Origin of the sequence: Variovorax paradoxus (assembly GCA_016806145.1) — a bacterium.
Classification (GTDB): domain Bacteria; phylum Pseudomonadota; class Gammaproteobacteria; order Burkholderiales; family Burkholderiaceae_C; genus Variovorax.
The window spans coordinates 1,964,387-1,989,573 of record CP063166.1; the positions used below are offsets into that span (position 1 = coordinate 1,964,387).

Annotated in this window: 22 protein-coding genes; 18 read left to right on the forward strand and 4 right to left on the reverse strand. The window is 69.6% G+C overall.

What is annotated here, in order from left to right:
* Positions 1-4 precede the first annotated feature (4 nt).
* A complete protein-coding gene (locus tag INQ48_08955) occupies positions 5-1,114 on the forward strand; it encodes a histidinol-phosphate transaminase (protein QRF59334.1) in 1,110 nt (369 codons plus the stop codon).
* Here INQ48_08955 and rsgA read toward each other — a convergent pair.
* The 3 genes from rsgA to INQ48_08970 form a co-directional block, all read right to left on the reverse strand.
* Positions 1,108-2,061: a ribosome small subunit-dependent GTPase A gene (gene rsgA, locus INQ48_08960; protein QRF59335.1), complete on the reverse strand. Its 954-nt coding sequence runs from the start codon at positions 2,059-2,061 to the stop codon at positions 1,108-1,110. The two genes, INQ48_08955 and rsgA, sit on opposite strands and share 7 nt — an antisense overlap.
* Before the next feature lie 15 nt (positions 2,062-2,076).
* Positions 2,077-2,418: a 4a-hydroxytetrahydrobiopterin dehydratase gene (locus INQ48_08965; protein ID QRF60667.1), complete on the reverse strand. Its 342-nt coding sequence runs from the start codon at positions 2,416-2,418 to the stop codon at positions 2,077-2,079.
* Between the two features lie 63 nt (positions 2,419-2,481).
* The gene (locus tag INQ48_08970) at positions 2,482-3,750 is read right to left on the reverse strand and encodes a M48 family metallopeptidase (GenBank protein QRF59336.1); all 1,269 of its coding nucleotides are present in this window, start codon (positions 3,748-3,750) and stop codon (positions 2,482-2,484) included.
* Positions 3,751-3,809: 59 nt separating this feature from the next.
* Here INQ48_08970 and orn point away from each other — a divergent pair, with 59 nt between their 5' ends.
* The 6 genes from orn (at position 3,810) to INQ48_09000 (ending at position 10,672) form a co-directional block, all read left to right on the forward strand.
* The gene (orn, locus tag INQ48_08975) at positions 3,810-4,406 is read left to right on the forward strand and encodes an oligoribonuclease (protein ID QRF59337.1); all 597 of its coding nucleotides are present in this window, start codon (positions 3,810-3,812) and stop codon (positions 4,404-4,406) included.
* Between the two features lie 329 nt (positions 4,407-4,735).
* Positions 4,736-6,664, forward strand: coding sequence for a DEAD/DEAH box helicase (locus INQ48_08980; GenBank protein QRF59338.1), 1,929 nt, complete (start codon positions 4,736-4,738; stop codon positions 6,662-6,664).
* Positions 6,665-6,866: 202 nt separating this feature from the next.
* Complete coding sequence (locus INQ48_08985; GenBank protein ID QRF59339.1) at positions 6,867-7,940, forward strand: NAD/NADP octopine/nopaline dehydrogenase family protein; 1,074 nt, start codon at positions 6,867-6,869, stop codon at positions 7,938-7,940.
* A complete protein-coding gene (locus tag INQ48_08990; protein QRF59340.1) occupies positions 7,930-8,928 on the forward strand; it encodes a 3-hydroxybutyryl-CoA dehydrogenase in 999 nt (332 codons plus the stop codon). The genes INQ48_08985 and INQ48_08990 overlap by 11 nt, the downstream gene beginning before the upstream one ends.
* Positions 8,925-9,740, forward strand: coding sequence for an alpha/beta hydrolase (locus tag INQ48_08995; protein ID QRF59341.1), 816 nt, complete (start codon positions 8,925-8,927; stop codon positions 9,738-9,740). Before INQ48_08990 ends, INQ48_08995 begins: the two co-directional genes overlap by 4 nt.
* Entirely contained in the window at positions 9,737-10,672 is a 936-nt protein-coding gene (locus INQ48_09000; protein ID QRF59342.1) for a zinc-binding alcohol dehydrogenase family protein, read from the forward strand. Before INQ48_08995 ends, INQ48_09000 begins: the two co-directional genes overlap by 4 nt.
* 9 nt (positions 10,673-10,681) lie before the next feature.
* On the opposite strand, the gene INQ48_09005 is transcribed toward INQ48_09000, so the two are convergent.
* On the reverse strand, positions 10,682-11,167 hold the full coding sequence (locus INQ48_09005) for a MarR family transcriptional regulator (protein QRF59343.1): 486 nt from the start codon (positions 11,165-11,167) through the stop codon (positions 10,682-10,684).
* A 198-nt stretch (positions 11,168-11,365) separates the two neighbouring features.
* On the opposite strand from INQ48_09005, the gene INQ48_09010 reads away from it, so the two are divergent.
* The 11 genes from INQ48_09010 to INQ48_09060 all read left to right on the forward strand — a co-directional run bounded on the left by INQ48_09010 (position 11,366) and on the right by INQ48_09060 (position 25,147).
* On the forward strand, positions 11,366-13,537 hold the full coding sequence (locus INQ48_09010) for an indolepyruvate ferredoxin oxidoreductase subunit alpha (GenBank protein QRF59344.1): 2,172 nt from the start codon (positions 11,366-11,368) through the stop codon (positions 13,535-13,537).
* A gap of 8 nt (positions 13,538-13,545) precedes the next feature.
* Positions 13,546-15,039 (forward strand): indolepyruvate oxidoreductase subunit beta family protein, encoded by a 1,494-nt coding sequence (locus tag INQ48_09015; protein ID QRF59345.1) that lies wholly within the window; start codon positions 13,546-13,548, stop codon positions 15,037-15,039.
* A 23-nt stretch (positions 15,040-15,062) separates the two neighbouring features.
* On the forward strand, positions 15,063-16,049 hold the full coding sequence (locus INQ48_09020) for an oxidoreductase (protein ID QRF59346.1): 987 nt from the start codon (positions 15,063-15,065) through the stop codon (positions 16,047-16,049).
* Between the two features lie 17 nt (positions 16,050-16,066).
* Entirely contained in the window at positions 16,067-17,383 is a 1,317-nt protein-coding gene (locus INQ48_09025) for a Rieske 2Fe-2S domain-containing protein (GenBank protein ID QRF59347.1), read from the forward strand.
* Positions 17,383-17,868 (forward strand): nuclear transport factor 2 family protein, encoded by a 486-nt coding sequence (locus INQ48_09030; protein ID QRF59348.1) that lies wholly within the window; start codon positions 17,383-17,385, stop codon positions 17,866-17,868. The genes INQ48_09025 and INQ48_09030 overlap by 1 nt, the downstream gene beginning before the upstream one ends.
* A 13-nt stretch (positions 17,869-17,881) precedes the next feature.
* Positions 17,882-19,510, forward strand: coding sequence for an AMP-binding protein (locus INQ48_09035; protein ID QRF59349.1), 1,629 nt, complete (start codon positions 17,882-17,884; stop codon positions 19,508-19,510).
* A gap of 295 nt (positions 19,511-19,805) precedes the next feature.
* Positions 19,806-20,975 (forward strand): thiolase family protein, encoded by a 1,170-nt coding sequence (locus INQ48_09040; GenBank protein QRF59350.1) that lies wholly within the window; start codon positions 19,806-19,808, stop codon positions 20,973-20,975.
* A complete protein-coding gene (locus INQ48_09045; protein ID QRF59351.1) occupies positions 20,972-22,228 on the forward strand; it encodes an SDR family NAD(P)-dependent oxidoreductase in 1,257 nt (418 codons plus the stop codon). The genes INQ48_09040 and INQ48_09045 overlap by 4 nt, the downstream gene beginning before the upstream one ends.
* A gap of 28 nt (positions 22,229-22,256) precedes the next feature.
* Positions 22,257-23,069, forward strand: a complete 813-nt coding sequence (locus INQ48_09050; protein ID QRF59352.1) for a cyclase family protein — start codon at positions 22,257-22,259, stop codon at positions 23,067-23,069.
* A 54-nt stretch (positions 23,070-23,123) separates the two neighbouring features.
* Positions 23,124-23,855: an SDR family oxidoreductase gene (locus INQ48_09055; GenBank protein QRF59353.1), complete on the forward strand. Its 732-nt coding sequence runs from the start codon at positions 23,124-23,126 to the stop codon at positions 23,853-23,855.
* A gap of 53 nt (positions 23,856-23,908) precedes the next feature.
* The gene (locus tag INQ48_09060) at positions 23,909-25,147 is read left to right on the forward strand and encodes an ABC transporter substrate-binding protein (protein ID QRF59354.1); all 1,239 of its coding nucleotides are present in this window, start codon (positions 23,909-23,911) and stop codon (positions 25,145-25,147) included.
* Positions 25,148-25,187 lie beyond the last annotated feature (40 nt).

Below are 25,187 nucleotides of genomic sequence, written 5' to 3' on the forward strand. Positions count from 1 at the left end.
GTCCATGGCCGATCTGACCGATCCGGCGGCGAAGCGCGCGCCTTCGTTCTGGAGCCCGCGCATCGCGGACCTCGAGCCCTACGTGCCCGGCGAGCAGCCGCGCATCCGGGACCTCGTGAAGCTCAACACCAATGAGAACCCGTACCCGCCATCGCCGCGCGCCGTCCAGGCGATCCGCGAGGCGGCCGAGAACGGCCTCGAGCTCTACCCCGACCCCACGTCGATGGCCTTGCGCGAAGCCATCGAGCGCCGCCACGGGCTCGCGGTCGAGCAGGTCTTCGCGGGCAACGGTTCCGACGAGGTGCTGGCCCACGCCTTCTTCGCCTTCTTCCAGCAGGATGAACCACTGCTGATGCCCGACATCAGCTACAGCTTCTACCGCGTCTATGCGCAGCTCTACGGCATCGCCTGCGAGCAAGTGCCGGTCGACGAAGGTCTGCGCATCGACATCGATGCCATGGCCGATCGCGCGCGCGAAGGCTGTGCGGGTGTCGTCGTCGCCAATCCGAACGCGCCCACCGGCATCGGCCTGCCGCTGGCGCGCATCGAGGAACTGCTGCGTGCCTGCCCCGAGCGCGTGGTGCTGGTGGACGAGGCCTACGTCGACTTCGGCGCCGAGAGCGCGCTCTCGCTGATCCCGCACCATCCCAATCTGCTGGTGGTGCAGACGCTCTCGAAGTCGCGTTCGCTGGCCGGCCTGCGCGTGGGCTTCGCCTGCGGTCAGGCGCACTTGATCGATGCGCTGGTGCGCGTGAAGGACAGCTTCAACTCCTACCCGCTCGACCGGCTCGCGAGCGCCGGCGCCGTGGCGGCGCTCGACGATGAGGACTGGTTCCGCAAGACGCGCGACGACGTGGTCGACACCCGCGAGGGACTGGTGCTGCAGCTCGAGGACCTGGGCTTCGAGGTGCTGCCCTCGCAGACCAATTTCGTGTTCGCGCGGCATCCCTCGCGCGACGCCGCCGAACTGGCCGCCGCGCTGCGCGAGCGCTCGGTGCTGGTGCGGCACTTTCGCCAGCCGCGCATCGCGCAGTACCTGCGCATCAGCATCGGCACGCGCGCGCAGTGCAGCGTGCTGGTGGAGCGGCTGCGCGAGATCCTGCAGGCTCAGTAGCGCGTCTCGCTGAGCTCCGCGAACAGGTCGCCGTAGATCCTGTAGCGCGAGGCGCTGATCGGCCCGTCGTTGGCCGCCGATTCCACATGCGCGATCACGCCGCAGCCCGGCTCGTGCAGGTGAGTGCAGTTGTAGAACTTGCAGTCGCCCGCATGCTCGGCGATGTCGGGCATCAGGCCCGCGAGCTGCATCGGCGCGATGTGGTTGAGGCCGAATTCCTGGAAGCCCGGCGAGTCGATCAGCGCGGTGCTGCGCGCCGCGTCGACCCAGTACCAGGTGGTGCTGGTGGTGGTGTGCTTGCCCGAATTGAGCGCCTGCGAGATCTCGCCGGTGAGCGCGGTGGCGCCCGGCACCAGCAGGTTGATCAGCGTGCTCTTGCCCGCGCCCGAGGGGCCGAGCACCAGCGTGGTCTTGCCCGCGAGGCGCTGCGTGAGCGAGGCATGGTCGACCTCGCCCGAGGCCTTGAGCGACAGCGGCAGCACGCCGTGGTGCATGCGCCGGTAGGGCGCGAGCTTGCGCCAGGCGCGCTCGAAGGGCTCGACCAGGTCGCTCTTGTTGAGCGCGATGATCGGCGTGATGCGCTCGGCCTCGGCCGCGATCAGGGCGCGCGCGAGCTGGTGTTCGGAGAACTCGGGCTCGGCCGCGATCAGGATCAGCACATGGTCGAGGTTGGCCGCGAAGGACTTGGTGCGGATGTCGTCCTGGCGGTAGAACAGGTTGCGCCTCGGCACCACCTGCTCGATCGTGCCTTCGTCCTCGCTGGCCTGCCAGCGCACGCGGTCACCGACCACGGCCTGGCTCTTCTTGCCGCGCGGATGGCAGATGCGTCGTTCGCCTTCGGGCGTCTCGACCAGGCAGTGGCGGCCGTGGCTGGCCACCACGAGGCCGTCGTTCAGCGCGTCGGCCGAGGCACGGCCCTGCTGGCGCTCGCGGCCCGGCTTAGCCAAAGGCGATCGCTCCGGTCATGCGGCGGGAGCGGCCGCCAGCAGCGCATCGGCCTGGCGTGCGCAATCGAAGTCGGTGACCGAGATGCCACCGACGTCGTGCGTGTTGAAGCGCACCACGCAGCGGTTGTAGTGCACCGACAGGTCGGGGTGGTGGTCCTGCGTATGGGCCACCATCGCCAGCGCATTCACGAAGGCGATGGTCTCGAAGTAGTTCGTGAAGCTGTAGGTCTTCTCGATCGCGACGTTCGCGCCGTCGCCGCTGAGCTTCCAGCCTTCGAGCCGTGCCAGCGCCGAGACGATCTCGGTCGCGCTCAGCGCCTTGCGGGGGATGGACTTCCAGTCCTTGATCTTCAACATGCTGGCGGTGCTCATGGCGCTGCTTTCGAAAAGGGGTGCGGGGAGACGGAAAAGAGATGGCGCTCAGGCGGTCGCCAGCATGCGCGCGAGGCGCTCGGAGGCGGGCGGGTGGGAGTAGTAGAACTTGACGAACACCGGATCGGGGGTGAGCGTGGAGGCGTTGTCCTGGTAGAGCTTGAGCAGCGCGGCCGAGAGGTCGGCGCCGCTGGTCTGCGCGATGGCGTAGGCATCGGCCTCGAACTCGTGCTTGCGCGACAGCCGCGCCGACAGCGGCGCGACGAAGAAGCCGAACACCGGCACCGCGAGCATGAACAGCAGCAGCGCCAGCGCGCTGTTGGGCGCGGCCATCGACATGTTGGGCTGCACGCCCAGGCCGGTGTAGAACCAGGCCTGGGTCGAGACCCAGCCCAGCAGCGCGAAGCCCGCGAGGCTCAGCGCGAACATCGCGACCAGCCGCTTGACGATGTGGCGGTGCTTGAAGTGGCCGAGCTCGTGCGCGAGCACCGCCTCGACCTCGTCGGCATTGAGCTGGCGCAGCAGGGTGTCGTAGAACACCACGCGCTTGCTGGCGCCGAAGCCGGTGAAGTAGGCATTGGCATGCGCGCTGCGCCGGCTGCCGTCCATCACGAACAGGCCCTTGGCGCGGAAGCCGCAGCGGCTCATGAGCGCGGTGACGCGGTTCTTCAGCGTCGGATCGTCCAGCGGCTGGAACTTGTTGAAGATCGGCGCGATGAACATCGGATAGACCAGCATCAGCAGCAGGTTGAAGCCCATCCACGCGGCCCAGGCCCAGAGCCACCACAGCGTGCCGGTCGCGCCCATGATCCACAGGATCAGCGCCGCGATCGGCAGCCCGATGGCCGCGCCGACCAGTGTCGAGACCGCCGTGTCGCGCAGCCAGAGGCCCCAGGTCATCTTGTTGAAGCCGAAGCGTTCCTCGAGCCTGAAGGTCTGCCACAGCGTGAACGGGAGTTCGAGCAGGCCGCCGATGGCCGCGAAGGCCGCCAGCAGCACCAGCTGCTGCACCATGCCGCCGCCGAGCCAGGCCAGCAGCACCTTGTTGAGCAGGTCGAGGCCACCGAGCAGGGTCCAGCCCAGCAGCAGCGCCGTGCCCCAGGCCATCTCGATCAGTCCGAAGCGCGCCTTGGCCACGGTGTAGTCGGCCGCCTTCTGGTGCGCCGAGAGGCTGATCGTCTGCGCGAAGGCCTCGGGCACCTCGCCGCGATGCCGCGCCACGTGCCGCACCTGCCGCGAGGCCAGCCAGAACTTCACGAGCAGGCCGGCCACCAGCGCGGCGGCAAAGGCGATGGTGAAGAGGAGCGAATAGGACATAGGGGGCGGAGTTTAGTCCTCGCATCCAAGGCCCCAGGACCATCGGCGACAATCCCTCGATGCCCGAATCCTCCGCCTCCACGCCCGCCGCAGCGCTCCCCACCCTGAAGAAAAGCGACCAGAACCTGGTCTGGCTCGATTGCGAGATGAGCGGGCTCGATCCCGAGAAGGAACGCCTGCTCGAGATCGCCGTGGTCATCACCGGCCCCGACCTCACGCCGCGCATCGACGGCCCGGTGCTGGTCATCCACCAGAGCGACGCCGTGCTCGACGGCATGGATGCCTGGAACAAGGGCACGCACGGCCGCAGCGGCCTGATCGACAAGGTCAAGGCCTCCACCGTCGACGAAGCCACGGCCGAGCAGCAGCTGATCGAATTCATCGCGCGCTACGTGCCCAGGAGCGGTTCGCCGATGTGCGGCAATACCATCGGGCAGGACCGGCGCTTCCTCGTGAAGTACATGCCCAAGCTCGAGGCCTACTTCCACTACCGCAACCTCGACGTCAGCACGCTCAAGGAACTCGCCAAGCGCTGGAAGCCCTCGGCCTTCACCAGCTTCAAGAAGCAGCAGGCCCACACGGCGCTGGCCGACGTGCACGAGTCGATCGAGGAACTGGCGCACTACCGCGAGACCTTCCTGCGCCTGACCGACTGAGCTCTGGTGGGCCGAAACAACGGCCAAAAATCCCATTGCATTCGGGGATTAGGTAAAAACCCCGATGCATGTCATAATCGTGGGCTTCGCTGACCGGGGTGCCCGGCCATTCTCCAAAAGAGTGGCGCGTGCATGAGCAGAATCGGTTCCCCGCCGGCATATCCCGCATCTCCCTATCTTGCACACCGCGCCCGATCGCATGGATCGATCAAAAAGGGCCGCAGCCTCGGGTTTCAGAACCGGAAGCTGAATGTCGTTGGATGGTTGATGTTTTTAACCACCAACGGGGCGCCGCCCACGGCTGCGCTCGCGTTTGAAATTTGACATTCATGACCGACGCTTTTGAAGCGCAGGGCGAGCTCGCGCCTGTGCAATCGATTCACAACAACGAATTTTCCGCTGTCACCTCCGAAGTGCCCGTGCTCGAGGCGCTCGACGCCGCCAGCACCGAGGCCAACGAAGCCCTCGAGGTCGCCGATCAGGACGCGCAGACGTCCGACGCACCCGAGGCACCGCGCGGCCCCAACGGATTCATTCCGCTGGGCCTCGCACCCGAACTGATCGCCGCCGTCGTGGACCTGGGCTTCCACCAGCCCACGACCGTGCAGGAAAAGGTGATCCCGCTGGCCCGCGGCGACGAGTCGGCCCGTTTCGTCGACCTGATGGTCTCGAGCCAGACCGGCAGCGGCAAGACCGCGGCCTTCCTGCTGCCCGTGCTGCACACGCTGATCCGCCGCCAGGCCGAAGCCGCCGCCGCCGAGCGCGCCGAATTCGACCGCCTCGCGGCCGAAGCCGCCGAACGCGGCGAAGCGCCGCCGAAGCGGCCCAAGCGCGTCAACCCGACCAGCAACCGCAACTTCAAGGCCGCCACCCCCGGCGCCCTGGTGCTGTGCCCGACGCGCGAACTCGCGCAGCAGGTCGCGCACGACGCCATCGAACTGGTGCGCCACTGCCGTGGCCTGCGCATCGCCAACGTGGTGGGCGGCATGCCCTACCAGCTGCAGATCGCGCGCCTGCAGAACGCCGACCTCGTGGTCGCCACGCCGGGCCGCCTGCTCGACCTGCAGCGCTCGATGCAGATCAAGCTCGACAAGGTCAAGTTCCTGGTGGTCGACGAGGCCGACCGCATGCTCGACCTGGGCTTCGCCGACGACCTGGCCGAAGTCAACCAGCTCACCATCGAGCGCCAGCAGACCATGATGTTCAGCGCCACCTTCGCGCCGCGCATCCAGCAGCTGGCCCAGCGCGTGATGCGCGAGCCGCAGCGCGTGACCATCGACAGCCCGCAGGAAAAGCACGCCAACATCAAGCAGTCGCTGTTCTGGGCCGACAACGCCGCCCACAAGCGCAAGCTGCTCGACCACTGGCTGCGCGACACCAGCATCAACCAGGCGATCGTGTTCGCCAGCACCCAGGTGGAATGCGACGGCCTCGCCAACGACCTGCAGCAGGACGGCTTCAGCGCCGTGGCGCTGCACGGCGCGCTGAGCCAGGGCCTGCGCAACCGCCGCCTGATGGCGCTGCGCCAGGGCCAGGTGCAGATCCTGGTGGCGACCGACGTGGCCGCGCGCGGCATCGACGTGCCGACCATCACCCACGTCTTCAACTTCGGCCTGCCGATGAAGGCCGAGGACTACACCCACCGCATCGGCCGCACCGGCCGTGCCGGCCGCGACGGCCTGGCGATCACCTTCGCCGAGTTCCGCGACCGCCGCCGCATCATGGACATCGAGCAGTACAGCCGCCAGCAGTTCAAGGCCGAGGTGATCCCCGGCATGGAACCGCAGCAGCGCATGCCGCAATCGCGCCCGCAGGGCGACTTCGGCGGCCGCGGCCGTGGCGGCGATCGTCGCCAGGGCAACGGCGGCGGTGGCTACCGCGGCGGCAATGGCGGTGGCAACGGCTACGCCAACGCCAGCGGCTTCAACGACCGCAATGCACGCGGCCCGGCCGGCGGCGCGCCGCGCGGCGGCTTCGGCGGTGGCCAGAACGCCGGTTTCGGCGGCGGCCGCGACCGTGACGAGTCGGCCGGCTTCGGCCGCAAGCCGGGCTGGGGCGACAGCGCACCGCGCGGCAATGCCGGCGGCAGCCGCAACGAAGGCTTCGGCGCCCGCAGCGGCGGTTCGCGCAACGAAGGCGGCTTCGCACCGCGCAACGACGGCTTCGCGCCCCGCAAGGGCCCGGGCCACGCCGGCGGCCCCGGCAAGGTGTTCGTGCCGCGCGACGCGCAGAAGCGCGCCTTCAAGCCCAGCCGCTGATCGGCCCTCGAGCTGCTCGCAAAGCCCGCGTTCTCCGGAACGCGGGCTTTTTGCATTGGGGGTTTGCGAGCAGTCGAAGGCGCCGATTTTGGTTGACGTCTGAATTGATGAAAAGTAATGTATTGGACGCGCGCAGTCCTGCATTCCGGTTCCGCATCGTCGGCTGCCGGTTCATCAACCTCAGCTTTTCGACCCTTCGACCATGAAAATCGCGATCCTGGGTGGCGGCCATGGAGCCTATGCGGCCGCCGCCGATCTGTCCGAAGCCGGGCATGAAGTGCGGCTGTGGCGCCGCGACGCGGCCGCGCTGCAGCCGGTCATCGACAGCGGCAGCATCGTGCTCAAGGATGCGCGCGGCGTGCGCGAGGTGCCCATTGCGCTGCCCACCGCCGACATCGGCGCGGCGCTGCGCGATGCCGAACTGATCGTGCTGCCGACCCCGGCCATCGCGCAGGACTTCATCGCGCGCGCCATGGCGCCGCACCTGGTCGACGGCCAGGTGGTGTTCCTGCCGCCCGGCACCTTCGGCAGCTACGTGATGGCGCGCACCGTGCGCGAGGCCGGCAACCGCGCCGACGTGGCCTGGGCCGAGACCGGCACCTTGCCCTACCTGGCGCGCAAGCACGGCGAGCGCGAGGTCAATGTCACCATCCGCGCGATCCGCCTGCCCACCGGCGTCTATCCGGCACGCAAGGCCGCGCAGGCGATCGACACCATCCGCGTGGCCTACCCGAGCGTGCACGGCTGCGGCGACGCGCTCTCGGGCGCGCTGATGAATGCCGGCCCGGTCATCCATCCGCCGCTGATGGTGATGAATGCCGCGCCGCTGCAGCACTTCGAGCGCTGGGACATCCACAACGAAGGCACGCAGCCCGCGGTGCGCGCCGTGACCGACCAGCTCGACCGCGAGCGCATCGCGGTGCGCGAAGCCTTTGGCCATGGCGGCCCGCACTATCCGCTGGCCGACCACTACGACAACGACCGCTGGATGTACGGCGACGCCCACAAGCAGCTCGTGAAATCAGGCGACTGGCGCGAGAACATCGACCTGCACGGCCACCGCTACATCACGGAAGACACCGAGCTCGGCCTGGCCTTCCTCGCCTCGGCCGCAAGGCATGCGGGCGTCGATGCACCCATCGCCCACGGCCTGCTCGCGATCGTCGGCGGCTTCCTCGGCCGCGACCTGCGCCAGGGGCCGCGCAGCTTCGAGACCCTGGGCCTCGCGGACCTGTCGGCCGACGCGCTGCGCCAGAGGCTGCACGATGGCGAATGAGCCGGTCCGCTTCGCCGCGGTCGGCGCGGGGCGCATGGGCCGCGGCATCGCGATCGCCTTCGCCTACGCGGGCCATCGCATCGCGCTGGTCGACCTGCGCGTGCGCGGCGAGGAGGCCTGGAACAAGCTGCACGACGAGGCACGGCAGGAGATCGCGGCCAGCCTCGCGGGCCTGGCGCAACTCGGCGTGATCGATGCGGCGCAGGCCGAGGCCATCGCGGCGCGCGTGCAGTACGTGCGCGCGGCGCAGGCACCGGCGGCGCTCGCGCAGGCCGAGCTGGTGTTCGAGGGCGTGCCCGAAACGCTGGCGGCCAAGCGCGAGGCCTTCGAACAGATCAACGCCCATTGCCGCGACGACGCGATCCTGACCTCGACCACCAGCAGCATCCTGGTCACGCAGCTCGCGGCGCTGGTGCGCAGGCCCGAGCGTTTCCTCAACATGCACTGGCTCAATCCGGCCTACGTGATCCCGGTGGTCGAACTGAGCTGCCATCCGGGCACCGACCCCGCCGTGCTGGCGCGCACGCGCGAGATCATGGAAGCGATCGGCAAGCTGCCCGTGGTGTGCGGGCCCACGCCCGGCTACATCGTGCCGCGGCTGCAGGCGCTGATCATGAACGAGGCCGCGCGAATGATCGAAGAGGGCGCCGCCACCGCCGAAGAGATCGACAAGGCCACGCGCCACGGCCTCGGCCTGCGCTTCGCGGCGCTCGGCGTGGTCGAGTTCATCGACTTCGGCGGCTGCGACATCCTGCACCACGCGAGCCGCGAGATGTCGGCCTCGATCGACAAGGGGCGCTACACCGCGCCGGCCATCGTCGACCGCATGGTGGAGGAGGGGCGGCTCGGCCTCAAGAGCGGCAGCGGCTTCTATGCCTACGAAGGCACCGACACCGCCGCCTACCGCCGCGACGTGCTCTCGCGCACGCTCGGCATGCTGCGCCATGCGGGCCTCTGGCGGCCCGCGGCCGAGCGCACGCTGCCATGACGCCGACCATCCGCCGCGCCTTCGCCGATCTGTCGGTCGGGCAGGTGCACTACGCGAGCTGCGGCGCCATCGATGCGCCGCCGGTGCTGCTGCTGCACCAGTCGCCGCGCAGCTGGCGCGAGTACGAAGCGGTGCTGCCCCTGCTCGGGACGCGGCATCGCGCGATCGCAATGGACACCGTGGGCTTCGGCGATTCGGCCGCGGGCAGCGAGCCCGCCTCGATCGCGCACTGGGCCCGCGTCGCGGCCGAGTTGCTCGATGCGCTGCGCATCGAACGCATCGCCGTGGTCGGCCATCACACGGGCGGCGTGGTCGCGATCGAACTCGCGGCCGCGCTCGGCGAGCGCGTGCGCGCGCTGGTGCTGTCCTCGACGCCCTACACCGACGAAGCCTTTCGCCGTGCGCGCGCCGAGCGTCCGCCGATCGACGAGGTCGCGCCCAGCGAAGACGGCAGCCATCTCGCGGCGCTGTGGGGCAAGCGGCAGGGTTTCTATCCACCCCACCGGCCCGAGCTGCTCGAGGCCTTCGTGCTCGATGCGCTCAAGGTCGGCCGGCGGCTCGAGGAAGGCCATCGTGCCGTGGCCTCGTACCGCATGGAAGAGCGCATCGATCGCGTCACGCAGCCCGTGCTGATCGTGCGCGCGCCCGAGGACCCCTTCGCCTCGCCGCATGCGCAGGAACTCGCGCAGCATCTGCGCCACGCGGCCAGCGTGCGCATCGCCGACATCGAAGGCGGCATGGTGCCGCTGCCCGACCAGTTGCCCGAAGCCTTCGCGCGCTGCGTGGACGACTTCCTCGCGGGTCTCGCATGAAGGCCGTGCGCATCGCGCAATGGGGCGAGCCGCCGCGCATCGAGGAGCGGCCCGATCCCGTGCCCGCGCCGGGCCGCAGCCTGGTGCGCATGCAGGCCGCGACCGTCGGCCACATCGATCGCACCGTGTGGCGCGGCGGTTTCCTGCGCCCGCCGCCCTTGCCCTACACGCCCGGCGTCGAGGGCGCGGGCATCGTGATCCACAGCGAACGCTTCGCGCCGGGTCAGCGCGTGTGGCTGCGCGGCAGCGGCCTCGGCACGCTGTTCGATGGCACCTGGTGCGAGATCGCCGACGCGCCCGATGCCGCGCTCGGCGAACTGCCCGAGGGCCTCGACATGGCACTGGGCTCGGCCTTCTTCTCGCCCTGCACCTCGGCCTGGGTCGCGTTGCATGAAGTGGCGCGCGTGCGCGCAGGCGAACGCGTGATGGTCACGGGCGCGAGCGGTGCGGTCGGCTCGCTCGCGGTGCAGCTCGCGCTCGAGATCGGTGCGAAGGTCTGCGCGGTGGTGGCGGATGCGTCCGCCGACCATGGCTTGCCTTCGGGTGTCGACGTCGTCGAGTGGCGATCCGGCATCGAAGCGCCGTCGCAAGAGGCCGAGGTGCTGATCGACACCGTCGGCGGCGACGTGCTCGCCACGCTGCTGGGCCGCGTGCTGCCCGGTGGCCGCGCGGTGCTGATCGGCTACACGGCGGGCGAGACCCTGTCGCTCTCGCTGCCGGCCTTCATGCAGCGCGACGTGAGTCTGCTGCCGCTCAACATGTTCCGGCGCGAGGCGCAGGGCCGCGCGGCCGTGCCTCGGTTGCTCGAGCGATTGAGCGACGGGCGTTTGCGGCTCGCGGTGCAACGCTTCGCGTTCGACGAAGCGGCACGGGCGCTGGCGTGGATCGCGCAGCGCGGCCATCGAGGCCGCGCGGTGCTCGTCGCGGACTGAGCTTCAGCGCTACGCGTCGTCCTCTTCCTGCGCCGCGTCGGACGGCGCATGCGCATGCAGCTGGATCATCAGCCGCAGCGTGTTCTTGAGTTCCTCCGCGCGCGTGAGGCCGAAGGGCTCGAGCACGCGGCGCTCGTGCTCGCTCGCGAGCTGCATCAGATGCTCCACCTTGGCCGCACCCTTGCGGGTGATGCGCACCAGCGTGATGCGGCGATCGCTCTCATGGGGAATGCGCTCGACCTGGCCCTGCGTCTCCATGCGGTCGAGCAGCCGCGTCACGGTCGGCTGCTTGGTCACGGTGATCTGCGCGAGCCGGCCGATGCTCACTGCATCGCCGCCCGCCAGCGAGGCCATCACGCGCCACTCCGACACCGAGAAACCCTCCTGCCGCGCCACCTCGTGGAACTCCGAGGAGATCAGCTGGCTGGCCTGCGCGAGCAGCGCGGGCAGGTAGTTGTCGACGAAGCGCTGCGGCTTCTTTTCAGTGCTTCCCATGCGTTCTCCCGATGCACATCGAACGACCCCGAAGTGGCACGCGGCTTGCGTGTCTAGGGTTATTCATGATTGTGGATAGATTCATTTCTAAACAGTATACGTACCAAGGCCCGTACAAGCACTCATCGCTTTTCTGCAGGTGATGCATGAACGGGCCACCGCCCACACGGTGACGTCGATCCAGGAAAAGAGCAAGCCATGGCCGAGCGTTCGTTTGTCGAAGAAGTTAAGAAGCTGCGGCTGTCCGCCGGCGAAGTGTTCCGCGGCGAAGGCATCCTCGCCGTCACCAAGGCGCTGCTCGAATCGGGCGTGTCGTACGTCGCGGGTTACCAGGGCGCGCCGATCTCGCACCTGATGGACGTGCTGGCCGATGCGCAGGACATCCTCGCCGACCAGGGCATCCGTTTCGAGAACAGCGCGAGCGAGGCCACGGCCGCCGCCACGCTCGCGGCCTCGGTCAACTATCCGCTGCGCGGCGCCGTGACCTTCAAGGCCACGGTCGGCACCAACGTCGCCTCCGATGCGCTCGCCAACCTCGCCTCGGGCGGCGTGACCGGCGGCGCGCTGGTGATCGTGGGCGAGGACTACGGCGAAGGCTCCTCGATCATGCAGGAGCGCAGCCACGCCTTCGCGATGAAGTCGCAGATGTGGCTGCTCGATCCGCGGCCCAACCTGCCGAGCATCGTCGAGGCCGTGAAGCAGGGCTTCGAACTCTCCGAGGCCAGCCACACGCCCGTGATGCTGCAGCTGCGCATCCGCGCCTGCCACGTGCACGGCCAGTTCATTGCCGCCGACAACCGCCGCGCCGCCTACTCGGTGCAGGAGGCGGCCGAGAACCCGCGGCGCGACGTCAGCCGCATCGTGCTGCCGCCCGCGAGCTTCGTGCACGAGCAGGAGAAGGTGAAGGAGCGCTGGCCCGCGGCCGTGCGCTTCATCGAGGAACGCGGCCTCAACGAGTTCTTCGCCGACGGCGCCGACGACATCGGCATCGTGGTGCAGGGCGGCAGCTACAACACGCTGGTGCGCGCGCTCGAGCGCCTGGGCCTGGCCGACGTCTACGGCAACAGCCGCATCCCGCTGTACGTGATGAACGTCGCCTACCCGGTGATCGACAGCGAGGTGGTGCGCTTCTGCGAAGGCAAGCGCGCGGTGCTGATGGTGGAGGAGGGCCAGCCCAACTTCATCGAGCAGAACATCGCGACCATCCTGCGCCAGCGCGGCGTGACCACTGCGCTGCACGGCAAGGACATGCTGCCGGTCGCCGGCGAGTACACGGCCGCCGAACTGCTGCAGGGGGCGCGCGTCTTCTGCGAGCGCTACGGCCGCCTCGCGCCGCAACCGGCTGCGCCTACCCCGGCCCCGGTGCGCAAGGTGATCCCGCTGATCGAACTGCCGAGCGAGCCGGCCGCGCCGCTGGCCGACAGCGTGCACGCGCGCCCGCCGGGCTTCTGCACCGGCTGCCCCGAGCGCCCGATCTTCAGCGCGATGAAGCTGGTCGAGCGCGAGCTCGGTCCGCACCACGTGAGCGCCGACATCGGCTGCCACCTGTTCTCGATCCTGCCGCCGTTCCACATCGGCAACACCACCATGGGCTACGGCCTCGGCGGCGCGGGCGCGGCCGCCATGGGCGCGCCGCGCGGCAAGCGTGCGATCGCGATGATGGGCGACGGCGGCTTCTGGCACAACGGCCTCACGAGCGGCGTCGCCAACGCGGTGTTCAACCAGAGCGACAACCTCACGATCGTCGTCGACAACAACTACACCTCGGCCACCGGCGGGCAGGACATCCTGTCGTCGAAGGCCGTCAACGCCACCCGCAGCACCGGCCACGCGATCGAGCGCGCGGTGCGCGGCGTGGGCGTGAACTGGGTGCGCACCATCCGCCGCACCTACGACGTGGCCGGCATGCGCGACGCGCTCAAGGAGGCGCTGACCACCAAGGAGAAGGGCCCGAAGGTCCTGATCGCGCAGTCCGAGTGCATGCTCAACAAGCAGCGGCGCGAGAAGCCGCTGGTGCGCAAGGCCATCGCCGACGGCAAGCGCATGGTGCGCGAGAAGTTCGGCGTCGATGCCGACACCTGCACCGGCGACCACTCCTGCATCCGGCTCTCGGGCTGCCCGTCGCTCTCGATCAAGACCAATCCCGATCCGCTGCGCACCGACCCGGTCGCCACCGTGCTCGAGAGCTGCGTGGGCTGCGGCAACTGCGGCGACGTCTCGCACGCGGCCGTGCTCTGCCCCTCGTTCTACAAGGCGCGCATCGTCAGCAATCCCACCGGCTGGGACCGGCTGCGCGAGCGCGTGCGCGGCGCCGTCATCGGCTGGCTGCAGCGCGGCGCGGCGCGCCGGCGCGAGGCCTATTCGTTCTGAGCAGACCGATGACCACGCAACAACCGATCAAGATCGCGATCCTCGCCATGGGCGGCGAGGGCGGCGGCGTGCTGGCCGACTGGATCGTCGACATGGGCGAGGCCAACGGCTGGGTCGCTCAGACCACCTCCGTGCCCGGCGTGGCGCAGCGCACCGGCGCCACCATCTACTACGTGGAGCTGTTCCCCGAGGCCGCCGCGCGCGCCGACGGTGGCCAGCCGGTGCTGGCGCTGATGCCGCTGCCGGGCGACGTCGATCTGGTGCTGGCCTCCGAGCTGATGGAAGCCGGCCGCGCGGTGCAGCGCGGGCTGGTCACGCCGGACCGCACCACGCTGATCGCCTCCACGCACCGCGTCTATTCGATCGCCGAGAAGAGCGCGATGGGCGACGGCCGCGTCGACAGCCGCGAACTGCTCGCGCATGCGGGGCGCGCCGCGCACCGCTTCATCCGCTTCGACATGGCGCAGGCCGCGGAAGACGCGGGCAGCGTGATCAGCGCCGTGCTGTTCGGCGCGCTCGCGGGTTCGGGCGTGCTGCCTTTCGGCCGCGCCCAGTTCGAGGCCACCATCGAGCGCGGCGGCGTCGGCGTGAAGCCCAGCCTGCGCGCCTTCGGTGCCGCCTTCGCGCGTGCCCAGGCCGAGGAGGGCGAAGCGACCGCGCCAGCCCTGCCGCCGGCCGCGCCGCCGCAGCCGCGCCATCCCGCGGTGCGCGCGCTGGTCGAGCGGGTGCAGAAGGATTTCGCGCCGGCGCAGCAGGCGCTTCTGCTCGAGGGCGTGCGCCGTCTCATCGATTACCAGGACCCGGCCTATGCGGGCCTCTACCTCGACCGCGTCGCTGCGCTGCAGTCGCTCGGCAGCCCGGCGCTGCTCGAGGTCGCGGCGCGCCACCTGGCGCTGTGGATGTCCTATGAAGACACGGCGCGCGTGGCCTCGCTCAAGATCCGCGCGACCCGCTTCGACCGCGTGCGCGACGAGTCGCGCGTGCAGGCCGACCAGCTGCTCGCGATCCACGAGTACATGCATCCGCGGCTGCAGGAGATCTGCGAGACCCTGCCCGCGGGCCTGGGCCGCTGGCTCATGCGCACCGGCTGGGCGCGCGGCCTGGTCGAGCGCTTCACGCGCAAGGGCCGCGTGGTGCAGACCAGTTCGCTGCATGGCTACCTGCTGCTGTCCACCGTGGCCGGCATGGGCCGCTGGCGCCGTTCCACGCTGCGCTATGCGGACGAGAACCGGCGCATCGAAGCCTGGCTGGCCGAGATCGCCGCCACCGCCGCGCGCAACACCGAGCTTGCGATCGAAGTGGCGCAGTGCCAGCGGCTGGTCAAGGGCTACAGCGACACGCACGAACGCGGCCTGCGCAACTACGACACCGTGATGGCGGCCCTGCGCCGCGCCGGCGATGCGCTCGCGCCGGCCACCTTGCGCGAGCTGCGCAATGCCGCGCTGGCCGACGAGCACGGCCACCAGCTGCAGGCGGCGCTGGTGCGCCACGCGCTGGCCTGAACGACGAAGAAGAGACGAACCCCATGGCCTCCGATCCCACGACCCTTCGCCTGCGCGTCGCCGAGGCGCGCGAACTCAATCCGCTGATCCGGCTGTTCCGCCTGCGTGCCGACGACGGCGCCGCGCTGCCGGGCTTCGAGGCCGGCGCCCACATCCGCGTGCGCGTCGACCTCGGCAACGGCCAGTCGGACTGGCGCCACTATTCGCTGATCGACTTCGCTACGGGCGGCCAGCAGGCGCCGGCCGAATACCTGATCGCGGTGCGCAAGGAGGCCGCGGGCCGCGGCGGCTCGCGCTTCATGCACGAGCGGCTGCGCGAGGGCGACACCCTCGAGGCCGAGCCGCCGAAGAACGACTTCCCGCTGCACGGCGGCGCGGGCCGCGCGGTGCTGCTGGCCGGCGGCATCGGCATCACGCCGCTCGCGAGCATGGCCGCGCACCGCCGCGCGCAGGGCCTGCCGGTGGAACTGCACTACGCGGGCCGCAGCCGCGCGCTGATGGCCTTCCTGCCCGAACTCGGCGAGCTGCTGGGCACCGACCTGCTGCTGCACGACGACGAGTCGAAGGGCGCGCCCTTCGACGTGGGCGCGCTGCTCGCGCGTTGCGACCCGGCCGACCAGCTCTATGTCTGCGGCCCCAAGCCGATGCTCGACGCGGTGCTGGCCCAGACCCAGGCGCGCGGCTGGAACAGCGACCGCGTGCACTTCGAGCTCTTCACCGCGCCCGTGGTGGAGGAGGGCGACCATGCCTTCGAGGTCGAGCTCGCCATGTCGGGCCAGCGCTTCACCGTGCCGGCCGACCAGAGCATCCTCGACTGCCTGATCGAGCACGGCTGCGATCCGATGTTCGACTGCAAGCGCGGCGAATGCGGCGTGTGCGCCGTGCCCGTCATCGACGGCGAGATCGACCACCGCGACTACGTGCTCACGGCACGCGAGAAGGCCGCGGGCAACGTGATCCAGATCTGCATCTCCCGCGCCAAGGGCCAGCGGCTGGTGCTCGACCTCTGAACCCAAGGAGTCCACGCATGACCAGCTACCGAGGCAATCCCGACGCGGTCCGCGCGCTGGTGCGGCCCGACCGCGTGCACCGCGACCTCTACATCAGCGAGGAGATCTTCGCGCTCGAGCAGGAGCACTTCTTCGCCAACACCTGGAACTACGTCGGCCACGAGAGCCAGTTGCCCAAGCCCGGCGACTACATCACCAACGAGATCGCGGGCCGCCCGCTGATCGTGGTGCGCCATGCCGACGGCAGCGTGCGCGTGCTGATGAACCGCTGCGCCCACAAGGGTTCGCGGCTGGTGAGCGCGCCCTGCGGCAACACCGGCAAGTTCTTCCGCTGCCCCTACCACGCCTGGACCTTCAAGACCGACGGCTCGCTGCTGTCGATCCCGCTGAAGAACGGCTACGAGGGCACGCAGCTGCACGACTGCGAGGCTTCCAAGGGGCTGGTGCCGGTGGCGGGCGTGCGCAGCTACCGCGGCTTCGTCTTCGTGAAGATCAACGATGTCGGGCCCTCGTTCGAGGAGTATTTCGGCGACTCGCTGAGCTCGATCGACAACATGGCCGACCGCTCGCCCGAGGGCGAGCTCGAGATCGCCGGCGGCTGCCTGCGCTTCACGCACCAGTGCAACTGGAAGATGTTCGTGGAGAACCTCAACGACACCATGCATCCGATGGTGGCGCACGAGTCCTCGGCCGGCACCGCCAAGACCATGTGGGCCGGCAAGCCCGCCGACGAACCCAAGCCGATGGCGATCGAGCAGTTCGTGCCCTTCATGTCGGACTACAAGTTCTTCGAGGACATGGGCGTTCGCACCTACGACAACGGCCACAGCTTCACGGGCGTCAACTTCAGCATCCACAGCAAGTACAAGGCGATCCCCCCGTACGACGACGCGATGAAGGCCCGCTACGGCGAGGAGCGCACGGCGCAGATCCTCGGCATGGCACGCCACAACACGGTCTACTACCCGAACCTCACGATCAAGGGCGCGATCCAGGCGATCCGCGTGGTCAAGCCGGTGTCGGCCGGCATGTCGATCGTCGAGAGCTGGACCTTCCGCCTCAAGGGCGCGCCGCCCGAGCTGCTGCAGCGCACCACCATGTACAGCCGGCTCATCAACTCGCCGTTCTCGGTGGTGGGGCACGACGACCTGCAGGCCTACCGCGGCATGCAGGCCGGCCTGCATGCCAGCGGCAACGAGTGGGTGAGCCTGCACCGCAACTTCGAGGACGGCGAGGCCGAGCGCAGCGGCGAGGCCACCACCGTCGGCACCAGCGAGCTGCCGATGCGCAACCAGTACCGCAGCTGGGCGCGCTACATGACGGAGACGATGTGATGAGCGCCGCCGTCACGCACCAGCAGCTGGTCGACTTCGTGGTGCGCGAATGCCGCCTGCTCGACGCCAAGCGCTACGAGGAATGGAACGCGCTCTTCACCGACGACGCCTTCTACTGGGTGCCGCTGATTCCCGACCAGGAGGACGGCATCAACCACACCTCGCACATGTACGAGGACAAGCTGCTGCGCGAGCTGCGCATCGAGCGCCTGAAGAGCCCGCGCGCCTTCTCGCAACAGCCGCCGAGTCGCTGCCACCACCTGCTGCAGGCACCCACGGTCGAGGAATTCGACGAAGCCGCCAACCGCTACGTGGTGCGCACGGAGTTCCACTACACCGAATGCCAGGGCGATGAGCTTCAGTTCTACGTCGGCACCTTTTTCCACCACCTGCTGTGGCAGGACGGCGCGCTGCGCATGACGCTCAAGCGCGTGAACCTGCTGAACTGCGACGCGGCATTGCCCGCGGTGCAGCTCTTCATCTGAACGGACGACCGCGATGACGCATCCCACCGTCCATGCCGCCTTCGCCGCCTCGGCGGCGCGCACGCCCGAGGCCGAGTTCCTGTGCGTGGAGCCGGTCACGGCCGCGAGCTATGGCATCGAGGCCGTCGGCATCCGCTGGCGCGAGGCCGCGGCCGAGGTCGACCGGCTGCGCGAGGCCTATGCACGCGCGGGCTACGGCCATGGCCACCGTGTCGGGCTGCTGCTCGAGAACCGGCCGGCCTTCCTGTACCACTGGTTCGCGCTCAATGCGCTCGGCGTGAGCGTGGTGCCGATCAATGCCGAGATGCGCGCGGCCGAGCTGGCCTACCTGATCGGCCACAGCGGGATCGAGCTCGCGGTGAGTCTGCCGCAGCGCGCCGACGATCTGCGCGCGGCGGCGCAGCGCGAAGGTGCCACGCTCGACGTGATGCAGGCCTCGGACCCCGAAGTGCCGCCGGCCCGCGGCCGCGCGCCGCGCGCGGACGATCCCGTGGGCCCCCACACCGAATGCGCGCTGCTCTACACCTCGGGCACCACGGGGCGCCCCAAGGGCTGCATGCTGGGCAACGAGTACTTCATGCGCGCGGGCGAGTGGTATGCGGGGCTCGACGGCGTGTGCGAGGTGCGGCGCGACCGCGAGCGGATCATCACGCCGCTGCCGCTCAACCACGTGAACGCGATGGCGTTCTCGACCATGGTGATCCTGGTGGCCGGCGGCTGCCTGATCCAGCTCGACCGCTTCCATCCGAAGAGCTGGCTGCACAGCGTGCGCGAGACCGGCGCGACCATCGTCCACTACCTCGGCGTGATGCCCGCGATGCTGCTGGCCGCGCCCGCGTCGCCCTCCGACCGCGAGCATGCGGTGCGCTGGGCCTTCGGCGCCGGCGTGGACCGGCGCAACCATGGCGTGTTCGAGGAGCGCTTCGGCTTCCCGCTGGTCGAGGCCTGGGCCATGACCGAGACCGGTGCCGCCGCCTGCGTGATGGCGAACCACGAGCCGCGCCACATCGGCACGAGCTGCTTCGGCCGGCCCGAGGATTTCGTGGAGCTGCGGCTGGTCGACGAGGCCGGTGCCGATGTGCCCGTGGGCACGCCGGGCGAACTGCTGGTGCGCAGCGCGGGCCCCGATCCGCGCCGCTATTTCTTCTCGGGCTATCTCAAGGACGAGGCCGCGACCCAGGAAGCCTGGGCCGATGGCTGGTTCCACACGGGCGACATGGTGCGCCGCGAATCCGACGGCAGCCTGTGCTTCGTCGACCGCAAGAAGAACGTGATCCGCCGCAGCGGCGAGAACATCTCGGCGGTCGAGGTCGAGAGCGTGCTGAACCAGCACCCGGCGGTGAAGAGCTCGGCCGTGGCCGCGACGCCCGATGCGGTGCGCGGCGACGAGGTGCTGGCCTGCATCGTGCTGCACGAGGCGGTGAGTGAGGATGCCCGCTCCGCCATGGCGCTGAGCATCGTGGCGCATGCGCTCGATCAACTCGCCTATTACAAGGCGCCGGGCTATGTGGCGTTCGTCGATGCCTTGCCGCTCACGGCTTCGCAAAAGATCCAGCGCGGGGAGTTGCGTGTGCTGGCCCAGGGGTTGCCTGGGCAGGTGCATTGCATCGATACGCGTGGGTTGAAGAAGAGGCAGGGGTGATGGACATGCGCTTGATTCGTTCGGGGCGGGCTCACGCCGACGGGGTACTCCCCTCCGCGAATGTCCCCCGGCCTGCGGCCTCCTCCTTTATTTCGCTGCGGGGAGTACCCCATCGGCGTGAGCCTGGACACGGCGGTCGAACCGGCTGCATCACCGCTGCGCCCACGTGCACAGGGCAGTGGGTGCTTCCCGCAGCGAAATTAAGGAGGAGCCCGAAGGGCGGGGGACATTCGCGGAGGGAAGTACCCGCTGTCCTGTGCACGCGCCCCAGCCCGAACAAAGTGGAACCAACGCAATGACCCACCGCCAATCCTACGAAGGCGTAGCCGTAGCGGTCCCCGTCACGGTGCCCTACCAACGCTACTCCACGCTCACAGCGCACTGGTTCCTGGGCCAGGCGATCGAGGCCCTCGTCAAAGACAGCGGCATCGAAAAAGACGCAATAGACGGCCTCTGCATCAGCAGCTTCTCGCTCGCCCCAGACACCGCAGTAGGCGTCACCCAGCACCTGGGCCTCTCGCCACGCTGGCTCGACCACGTACCCACCGGCGGCGCCTCGGGCGTGATGTGCCTGCGCCGTGCCGCGCGCGCGGTGCAGAGCGGCGATGCCGACGTCGTGGCCTGCGTGGCGGCCGACACCAACCATGTCGACTCCTTCCGCCAGACCCTCGGCAGCTTCAGCAACTTCGCGCGCGATGCCACCTATCCCTATGGATCGGGCGGGCCCAATTCGATCTTCGCGATGATCACCGCGCACTACATGCGCCGCTTCGGTGCCAAGCGCGAGGACTTCGGCCGCATCGCGGTGGACCAGCGCGCCAATGCGTTGCGCAATCCCAACGCCATGTTCAAGAAGCCGCTCACGCTCGACGAATACATGGACGCGCGGCCGATCGCCGAGCCCTTGCACCTGTTCGATTGCGTCATGCCCTGCGCGGGGGCCGAGGCCTTCCTCGTGATGAGCGAGGAGCGTGCGCGTGACCTGGGCCTTGCCCACGTCGCGATCCGTGGTGCCATCGAACGCCACAACGCCTATTCCGAAGACCCGGTGATGGTGCAGGGCGGCTGGCGCCGCGACCGCGACGACCTCTATGCCCAGGCCGGCGCCGCGCCCGCGCAGGTCGACTTCATCCAGACCTACGACGACTACCCCGTGATCGCCATGATGCAGTTCGAGGACCTGGGCTTCTGCGAGAAGGGCGAGGGCCCGGCCTTCGTGCGCTCGCACACCATGACCTGCGAAGGCAGCTTTCCCAACAACACCAGCGGCGGCCAGCTTTCCGCGGGCCAGGCCGGTGCCGCGGGCGGCTTCCTCGGCATGACCGAGACCATCCGCCAGCTCACCGACACCGCGGATGCGCGCCGCGTGCCCGACGCCAAGCTGGGCCTCGTGGCCGGCTTCGGCATGGTCACCTACGACCGCTGCCTGTGCACCGGCGCCGTCCTCCTGGGGAGAAGCCAATGACCATGCCCCTCATGCGCCCCCCGCGCAAGAACCCCGTGCTGCGCACGCGGCAGATGAACCTGCCGCCCTGGCAGCGCGGCCGCATCGCGCTGGGCATCACCGCCGCCGCGGCCGAGGGCCGCTTCGAGCTGCAGACCTGCGAGGACTGCGGCACCGTGCAGTACCCGCCGCGCGCGGCCTGCCACAAGTGCCTGTCGCCGCACCTCGCCTGGCGCGAGCAGGACGGCGAGGGCGAGCTGCTGAGCAGCACCACGCTGCATCACAGCAACGACCTGTTCTTCCGCGAACGCCTGCCCTGGCGGCTGGGCCTGGTGCACCTCGATGCCGGCCCGACGCTGATGGTGCACCTGCACGGCGAGGTCGGCGAGGCGCCCTCGCGCGTCAAGGTGGGCGCGCGGCTCGATCGCGCGGGACAGGCGGTACTGATCGGATTCCCGAACCAAGGAAGTGCACACATGGCCGACGACAGGATGCTCAGAGAAATGACCAGCGACCCCAAGTTCCGCAAGGTGCTGGTGACCGACGGCAAGACCGAGGTCGGGCAGGCGATCGTGCGCGCCCTCGTGAAGGCCGGCGCCGACATCGTCTGGGTCGGCCATGCCGAACCCTGGAAGAAGCTCGGCGACGGCCTCGACGACATCGGCGCGCTGCCGCAGGTCACGCTGGTGCCGCTCGACCTCACCAACGGCCGGCAGGTGACCGAGCTCGCGGGCTCCATCGGTGGCAAGGTCGACATCGTCATCAACAACGCCGAGGTGCACCGCACCTTCGGCATCGCCTCGCGGCGCGGCACCGACGTGGCCAAGGCCGAGATGGACATCAACTACTTCGGCGCGCTGCGGCTGGCGCAGGAGTTCGGTCCCGCGCTCAAGGGCCGCTCGGCCGACGGCGCCACCGGTGCCACCGCCTGGGTCAACCTGCTGTCGATCTACGCGCTGAGCAACTACCCGGCGCACGGCACCTTCAGCGCCTCGAAGGCCGCCGCCTATTCGCTCGCCCAGTGCCTGCGCGCCGAGATGCGGCCAGCCGGCATCCGGGTCGTCAACGTGTTCCCGGGCCCGATCGACGACGAGTGGAACCAGCACATGCCGCCGCCCAAGCTCGGCGCCCCGGCACTTGCCAGTGCGATCGTGAAGGCGCTGCGCGACGGCGTGGAAGACGTCTACCCCGGCGACGTGGCGCAGGAGTGGCTCGAGCGCTGGCGCGACAACCCCAAGGTGCTGGAACGCGAACTCGCGGCCGGCGGCAGCTGAAGACAGACAGAGACAGGAGCGCTCCCCGATGACCACCAGCAACCCCACGCTCACCCCGGCGCAGATCCTCGCGGGCCTGGCCGGCGCCCTGGCCGGCGGCGGCATCCGCGTGATCGACCTCACCCAGACCCTGACGCCCGAGTTCCCGCAGATCGCGCTGCCGCCCGAGATGGGCCAGTGCTGGCCGTTCCGCATCGAGGAGGTCTCGAAGTACGACGAGCGCGGGCCGGGCTGGTACTGGAACAACTTCTCCTGCGGCGAACACACCGGCACCCACTTCGATGCGCCGATCCACTGGATCTCGGGCCGCGACCTGCCGAACAACTCGGTCGACACCATCCCCGTGCAGCACTTCGTGGCGCCGGCCTGCGTCATCGACTGCTCGCCGCAGGTCAAGGACGATCCCGACTACCTGCTCACGCCCGCGGACATCGAGGACTACGAGGCGAAGCACGGCCGCATCCCGGCCGGCGCCTGGGTGCTGATGCGCACCGACTGGTCGAAGCGCCACGACCCCGAGGCCTACCAGAACTTCGACGAGACCGGCCAGCACACCCCGGGCCCGAGCACCGAGGCCGTGCGCTTTCTGGTCGAGCAGCGCGACGTGCTGGGCTTCGGCTCCGAGGCCATCGGCACCGATGCCGGCCAGGGCTACCACCTGCGCCCGCCGTACCCCTGCCACTACTACATGCACGGCGCGGGTCGCTACGGCCTGCAGTGCCTGAGCAACCTCGACCTGCTGCCGCCCGCGGGCGCGATGCTGATCTGCCCGCCGCTGAAGATCGAGAAGGGCAGTGGCAGCCCGCTGCGCGTGCTCGCGCTGGTGGGAGCCTCGTCATGAGGGCCCATGTCTCCCTCCCCCGCTGGGGGAGGGAGCAAGAAAGGGAGCGAGCGCATGAGCGATGCACCGAAGACCGCCGTCGTCACCGGCGGCAGCGCCGGCATCGGCAAGGCCATCTGCCTCGACCTGCTCGCGCAGGGCTACGAGGTCGTCTCGCTCGCGCGCCGCAAGGCCGAGATCGACCATCCGAAGCTGCACAGCATCGAGGTCGACCTGGCCGACCGCGCGGCCACGGCCGAGGCCGCGAAGGAACTCGTGTCGCGCTTCGAGGTGACCACCGTGGTCCACAACGCCGGCGTGATCCGCGCCGCGCTGCTGCCCGAGGTGAAGCTCGCCGACCTCGACGCGCTGGTCGACCTGCACCTGGGCTGCGCGATCCAGCTCGTGCAGGCCGCGCTGCCCGCGATGCGCGCGCGCCGCTTCGGCCGCGTGGTGCTGCTGTCGTCGCGCGCCGCGCTGGGCCTGGCCACGCGCACCAGCTATTCGGCGACCAAGGCCGGCATGCTGGGCATGGCGCGCACCTGGGCGCTCGAGCTCGCGCCCGAGGGCATCACCGTCAACGTGGTCGCGCCCGGGCCGATACGCACCGACATGTTCTACGACGTGGTCGAGGCCGGCAGCGAGAAGGAACGCGCGCTGGCCGCCAGCGTGCCGGTGCGCCGCCTCGGCGAATCGGCCGACGTGGCGCGCGCCGTGCGCTTCTTCGCCGACCCCGCCAACAGCTTCGTCACCGGCCAGGTGCTCTACGTCTGCGGCGGCACCAGCGTCGGCAGCCTCGCGCTCTGAATCCCCACCACCGAGTTCCCGTCACCCACCCCCATCACTCCAGGAGAAGAAGCATGACAGTCATGACCCGAATCCGTGCCCTCGCGGGCCTCGCCGTGGCCGCGGGTGCGCTCGCGGTATCGAACGCCTGGGCGGCAGACCTCAAGGTCGGTTTCATCACCTCGCTGTCGGGGCCGGTGTCCTCGCTCGGCATTCCCTACGACAAGGGCATCAAGGCCGCGCAGGCCTACAAGGCCGAGGTCGGCGGGCGCAAGGTGCAGCTGATCGCGCTCGACGACGCCTCCGATCCCTCGACCGCCGCGCGCAACGCGCGCAAGCTGATCGAGGAGGACAAGGTCGACGTCATCATCGGCACCGCCGGCGCGCCGGGCTCGCTGGCCATCGCCGGCGTGGCGCGCGAGACCAGGACCCCGCTAATCTCCATCGCCAATGCCGACCTGCCGGGCGAGGAGGGCGCGTGGATGGTGACGCTGCCGCAGCCCGCGCCGCTGATGATGGGCGCGATGGTCGAGAAGATGAAGCAGGCGGGCGTGAAGAGCGTGGCCTACATCGGCTACTCCGACGCCTGGGGCGACCTGGTCTACGACGCGCTCAACAAGGCCGCGCCCGCGGCCGGCATCAAGGTGGTGAGCAACGAGCGCTATGCGCGCAGCGACTCCTCGGTCGCCGGCCAGGTGCTGAAGATCGTCGCGCTGCGCCCCGACGCCGTCATCACCGGCGCCTCCGGCACGCCCGGCGCGCTGCCCTACCTCGCGCTGACCGAGCGCGGCTACAAGGGAAAGATCTACGGCATGCACTCGCTGATCAACCCCGACTTCATCCGCGTCGGCGGCCCGTCGGTCGATGGCCTGCTCGCGCCCACGGGCCCGGTGGTGGTGGCCGAGCAGCTGCCCGACACCAACCCGATGAAGAAGATCGCGCTCGATTTCCGCGCCGCCTTCCAGAAGGCCAACGGCGCGCCGCCGACCGACACCTTCTCGGCCTACAGCTTCGATGCCTGGCTGATCTACCTCGACGCCGCGCAGCGCGTGTTGTCGGCCCCCGAGACGCCTTCGGCGTCGGCCCCCCAAGGGGGCGCTGCCGCCTCGGGAGCGGCCCAGCGGCGGCCCACCAAGGCCGAGCCCGGCACGCCGCAGTTCCGCCTCGCGCTGCGCGACGCCATCGTGAGCACCAAGGAGCTGGTGGGCACGCACTCGGTCTACAACTTCAAGCCCGACAACCGCTACGGCTCCGACGACCGCTCGCGCGTGGTGGTGCGGCTCGACAAGGGCCAGTGGAAGCTGGTGCCCTGAGCACGGCCCTTCGCGCGGCGCATCCCTTCCTTTCTCCCCA

Excerpts from the sequence above, each read along its gene's own strand:
- INQ48_09060 (QRF59354.1), top strand. The coding sequence starts at position 23,909 with ATGACAGTCATGACCCGAATCCGTGCCCTCGCGGGCCTCGCCGTGGCC.
- INQ48_09055 (QRF59353.1), top strand. The coding sequence starts at position 23,124 with ATGAGCGATGCACCGAAGACCGCCGTCGTCACCGGCGGCAGCGCCGGC.
- INQ48_09025 (QRF59347.1), top strand. The coding sequence starts at position 16,067 with ATGACCAGCTACCGAGGCAATCCCGACGCGGTCCGCGCGCTGGTGCGG.
- INQ48_08980 (QRF59338.1), top strand. The coding sequence starts at position 4,736 with ATGACCGACGCTTTTGAAGCGCAGGGCGAGCTCGCGCCTGTGCAATCG.
- INQ48_09010 (QRF59344.1), top strand. The coding sequence starts at position 11,366 with ATGGCCGAGCGTTCGTTTGTCGAAGAAGTTAAGAAGCTGCGGCTGTCC.
- INQ48_08985 (QRF59339.1), top strand. The coding sequence starts at position 6,867 with ATGAAAATCGCGATCCTGGGTGGCGGCCATGGAGCCTATGCGGCCGCC.
- INQ48_08990 (QRF59340.1), top strand. The coding sequence starts at position 7,930 with ATGGCGAATGAGCCGGTCCGCTTCGCCGCGGTCGGCGCGGGGCGCATG.
- INQ48_08955 (QRF59334.1), top strand. The coding sequence starts at position 5 with ATGGCCGATCTGACCGATCCGGCGGCGAAGCGCGCGCCTTCGTTCTGG.
- INQ48_09005 (QRF59343.1), bottom strand. The coding sequence starts at position 11,167 with ATGGGAAGCACTGAAAAGAAGCCGCAGCGCTTCGTCGACAACTACCTG.
- INQ48_09000 (QRF59342.1), top strand. The coding sequence starts at position 9,737 with ATGAAGGCCGTGCGCATCGCGCAATGGGGCGAGCCGCCGCGCATCGAG.
- INQ48_08995 (QRF59341.1), top strand. The coding sequence starts at position 8,925 with ATGACGCCGACCATCCGCCGCGCCTTCGCCGATCTGTCGGTCGGGCAG.
- INQ48_09050 (QRF59352.1), top strand. The coding sequence starts at position 22,257 with ATGACCACCAGCAACCCCACGCTCACCCCGGCGCAGATCCTCGCGGGC.
- INQ48_09045 (QRF59351.1), top strand. The coding sequence starts at position 20,972 with ATGACCATGCCCCTCATGCGCCCCCCGCGCAAGAACCCCGTGCTGCGC.
- orn (QRF59337.1), top strand. The coding sequence starts at position 3,810 with ATGCCCGAATCCTCCGCCTCCACGCCCGCCGCAGCGCTCCCCACCCTG.
- INQ48_09030 (QRF59348.1), top strand. The coding sequence starts at position 17,383 with ATGAGCGCCGCCGTCACGCACCAGCAGCTGGTCGACTTCGTGGTGCGC.
- INQ48_09015 (QRF59345.1), top strand. The coding sequence starts at position 13,546 with ATGACCACGCAACAACCGATCAAGATCGCGATCCTCGCCATGGGCGGC.
- INQ48_09040 (QRF59350.1), top strand. The coding sequence starts at position 19,806 with ATGACCCACCGCCAATCCTACGAAGGCGTAGCCGTAGCGGTCCCCGTC.
- INQ48_08965 (QRF60667.1), bottom strand. The coding sequence starts at position 2,418 with ATGTTGAAGATCAAGGACTGGAAGTCCATCCCCCGCAAGGCGCTGAGC.
- INQ48_09035 (QRF59349.1), top strand. The coding sequence starts at position 17,882 with ATGACGCATCCCACCGTCCATGCCGCCTTCGCCGCCTCGGCGGCGCGC.
- INQ48_09020 (QRF59346.1), top strand. The coding sequence starts at position 15,063 with ATGGCCTCCGATCCCACGACCCTTCGCCTGCGCGTCGCCGAGGCGCGC.
- INQ48_08970 (QRF59336.1), bottom strand. The coding sequence starts at position 3,750 with ATGTCCTATTCGCTCCTCTTCACCATCGCCTTTGCCGCCGCGCTGGTG.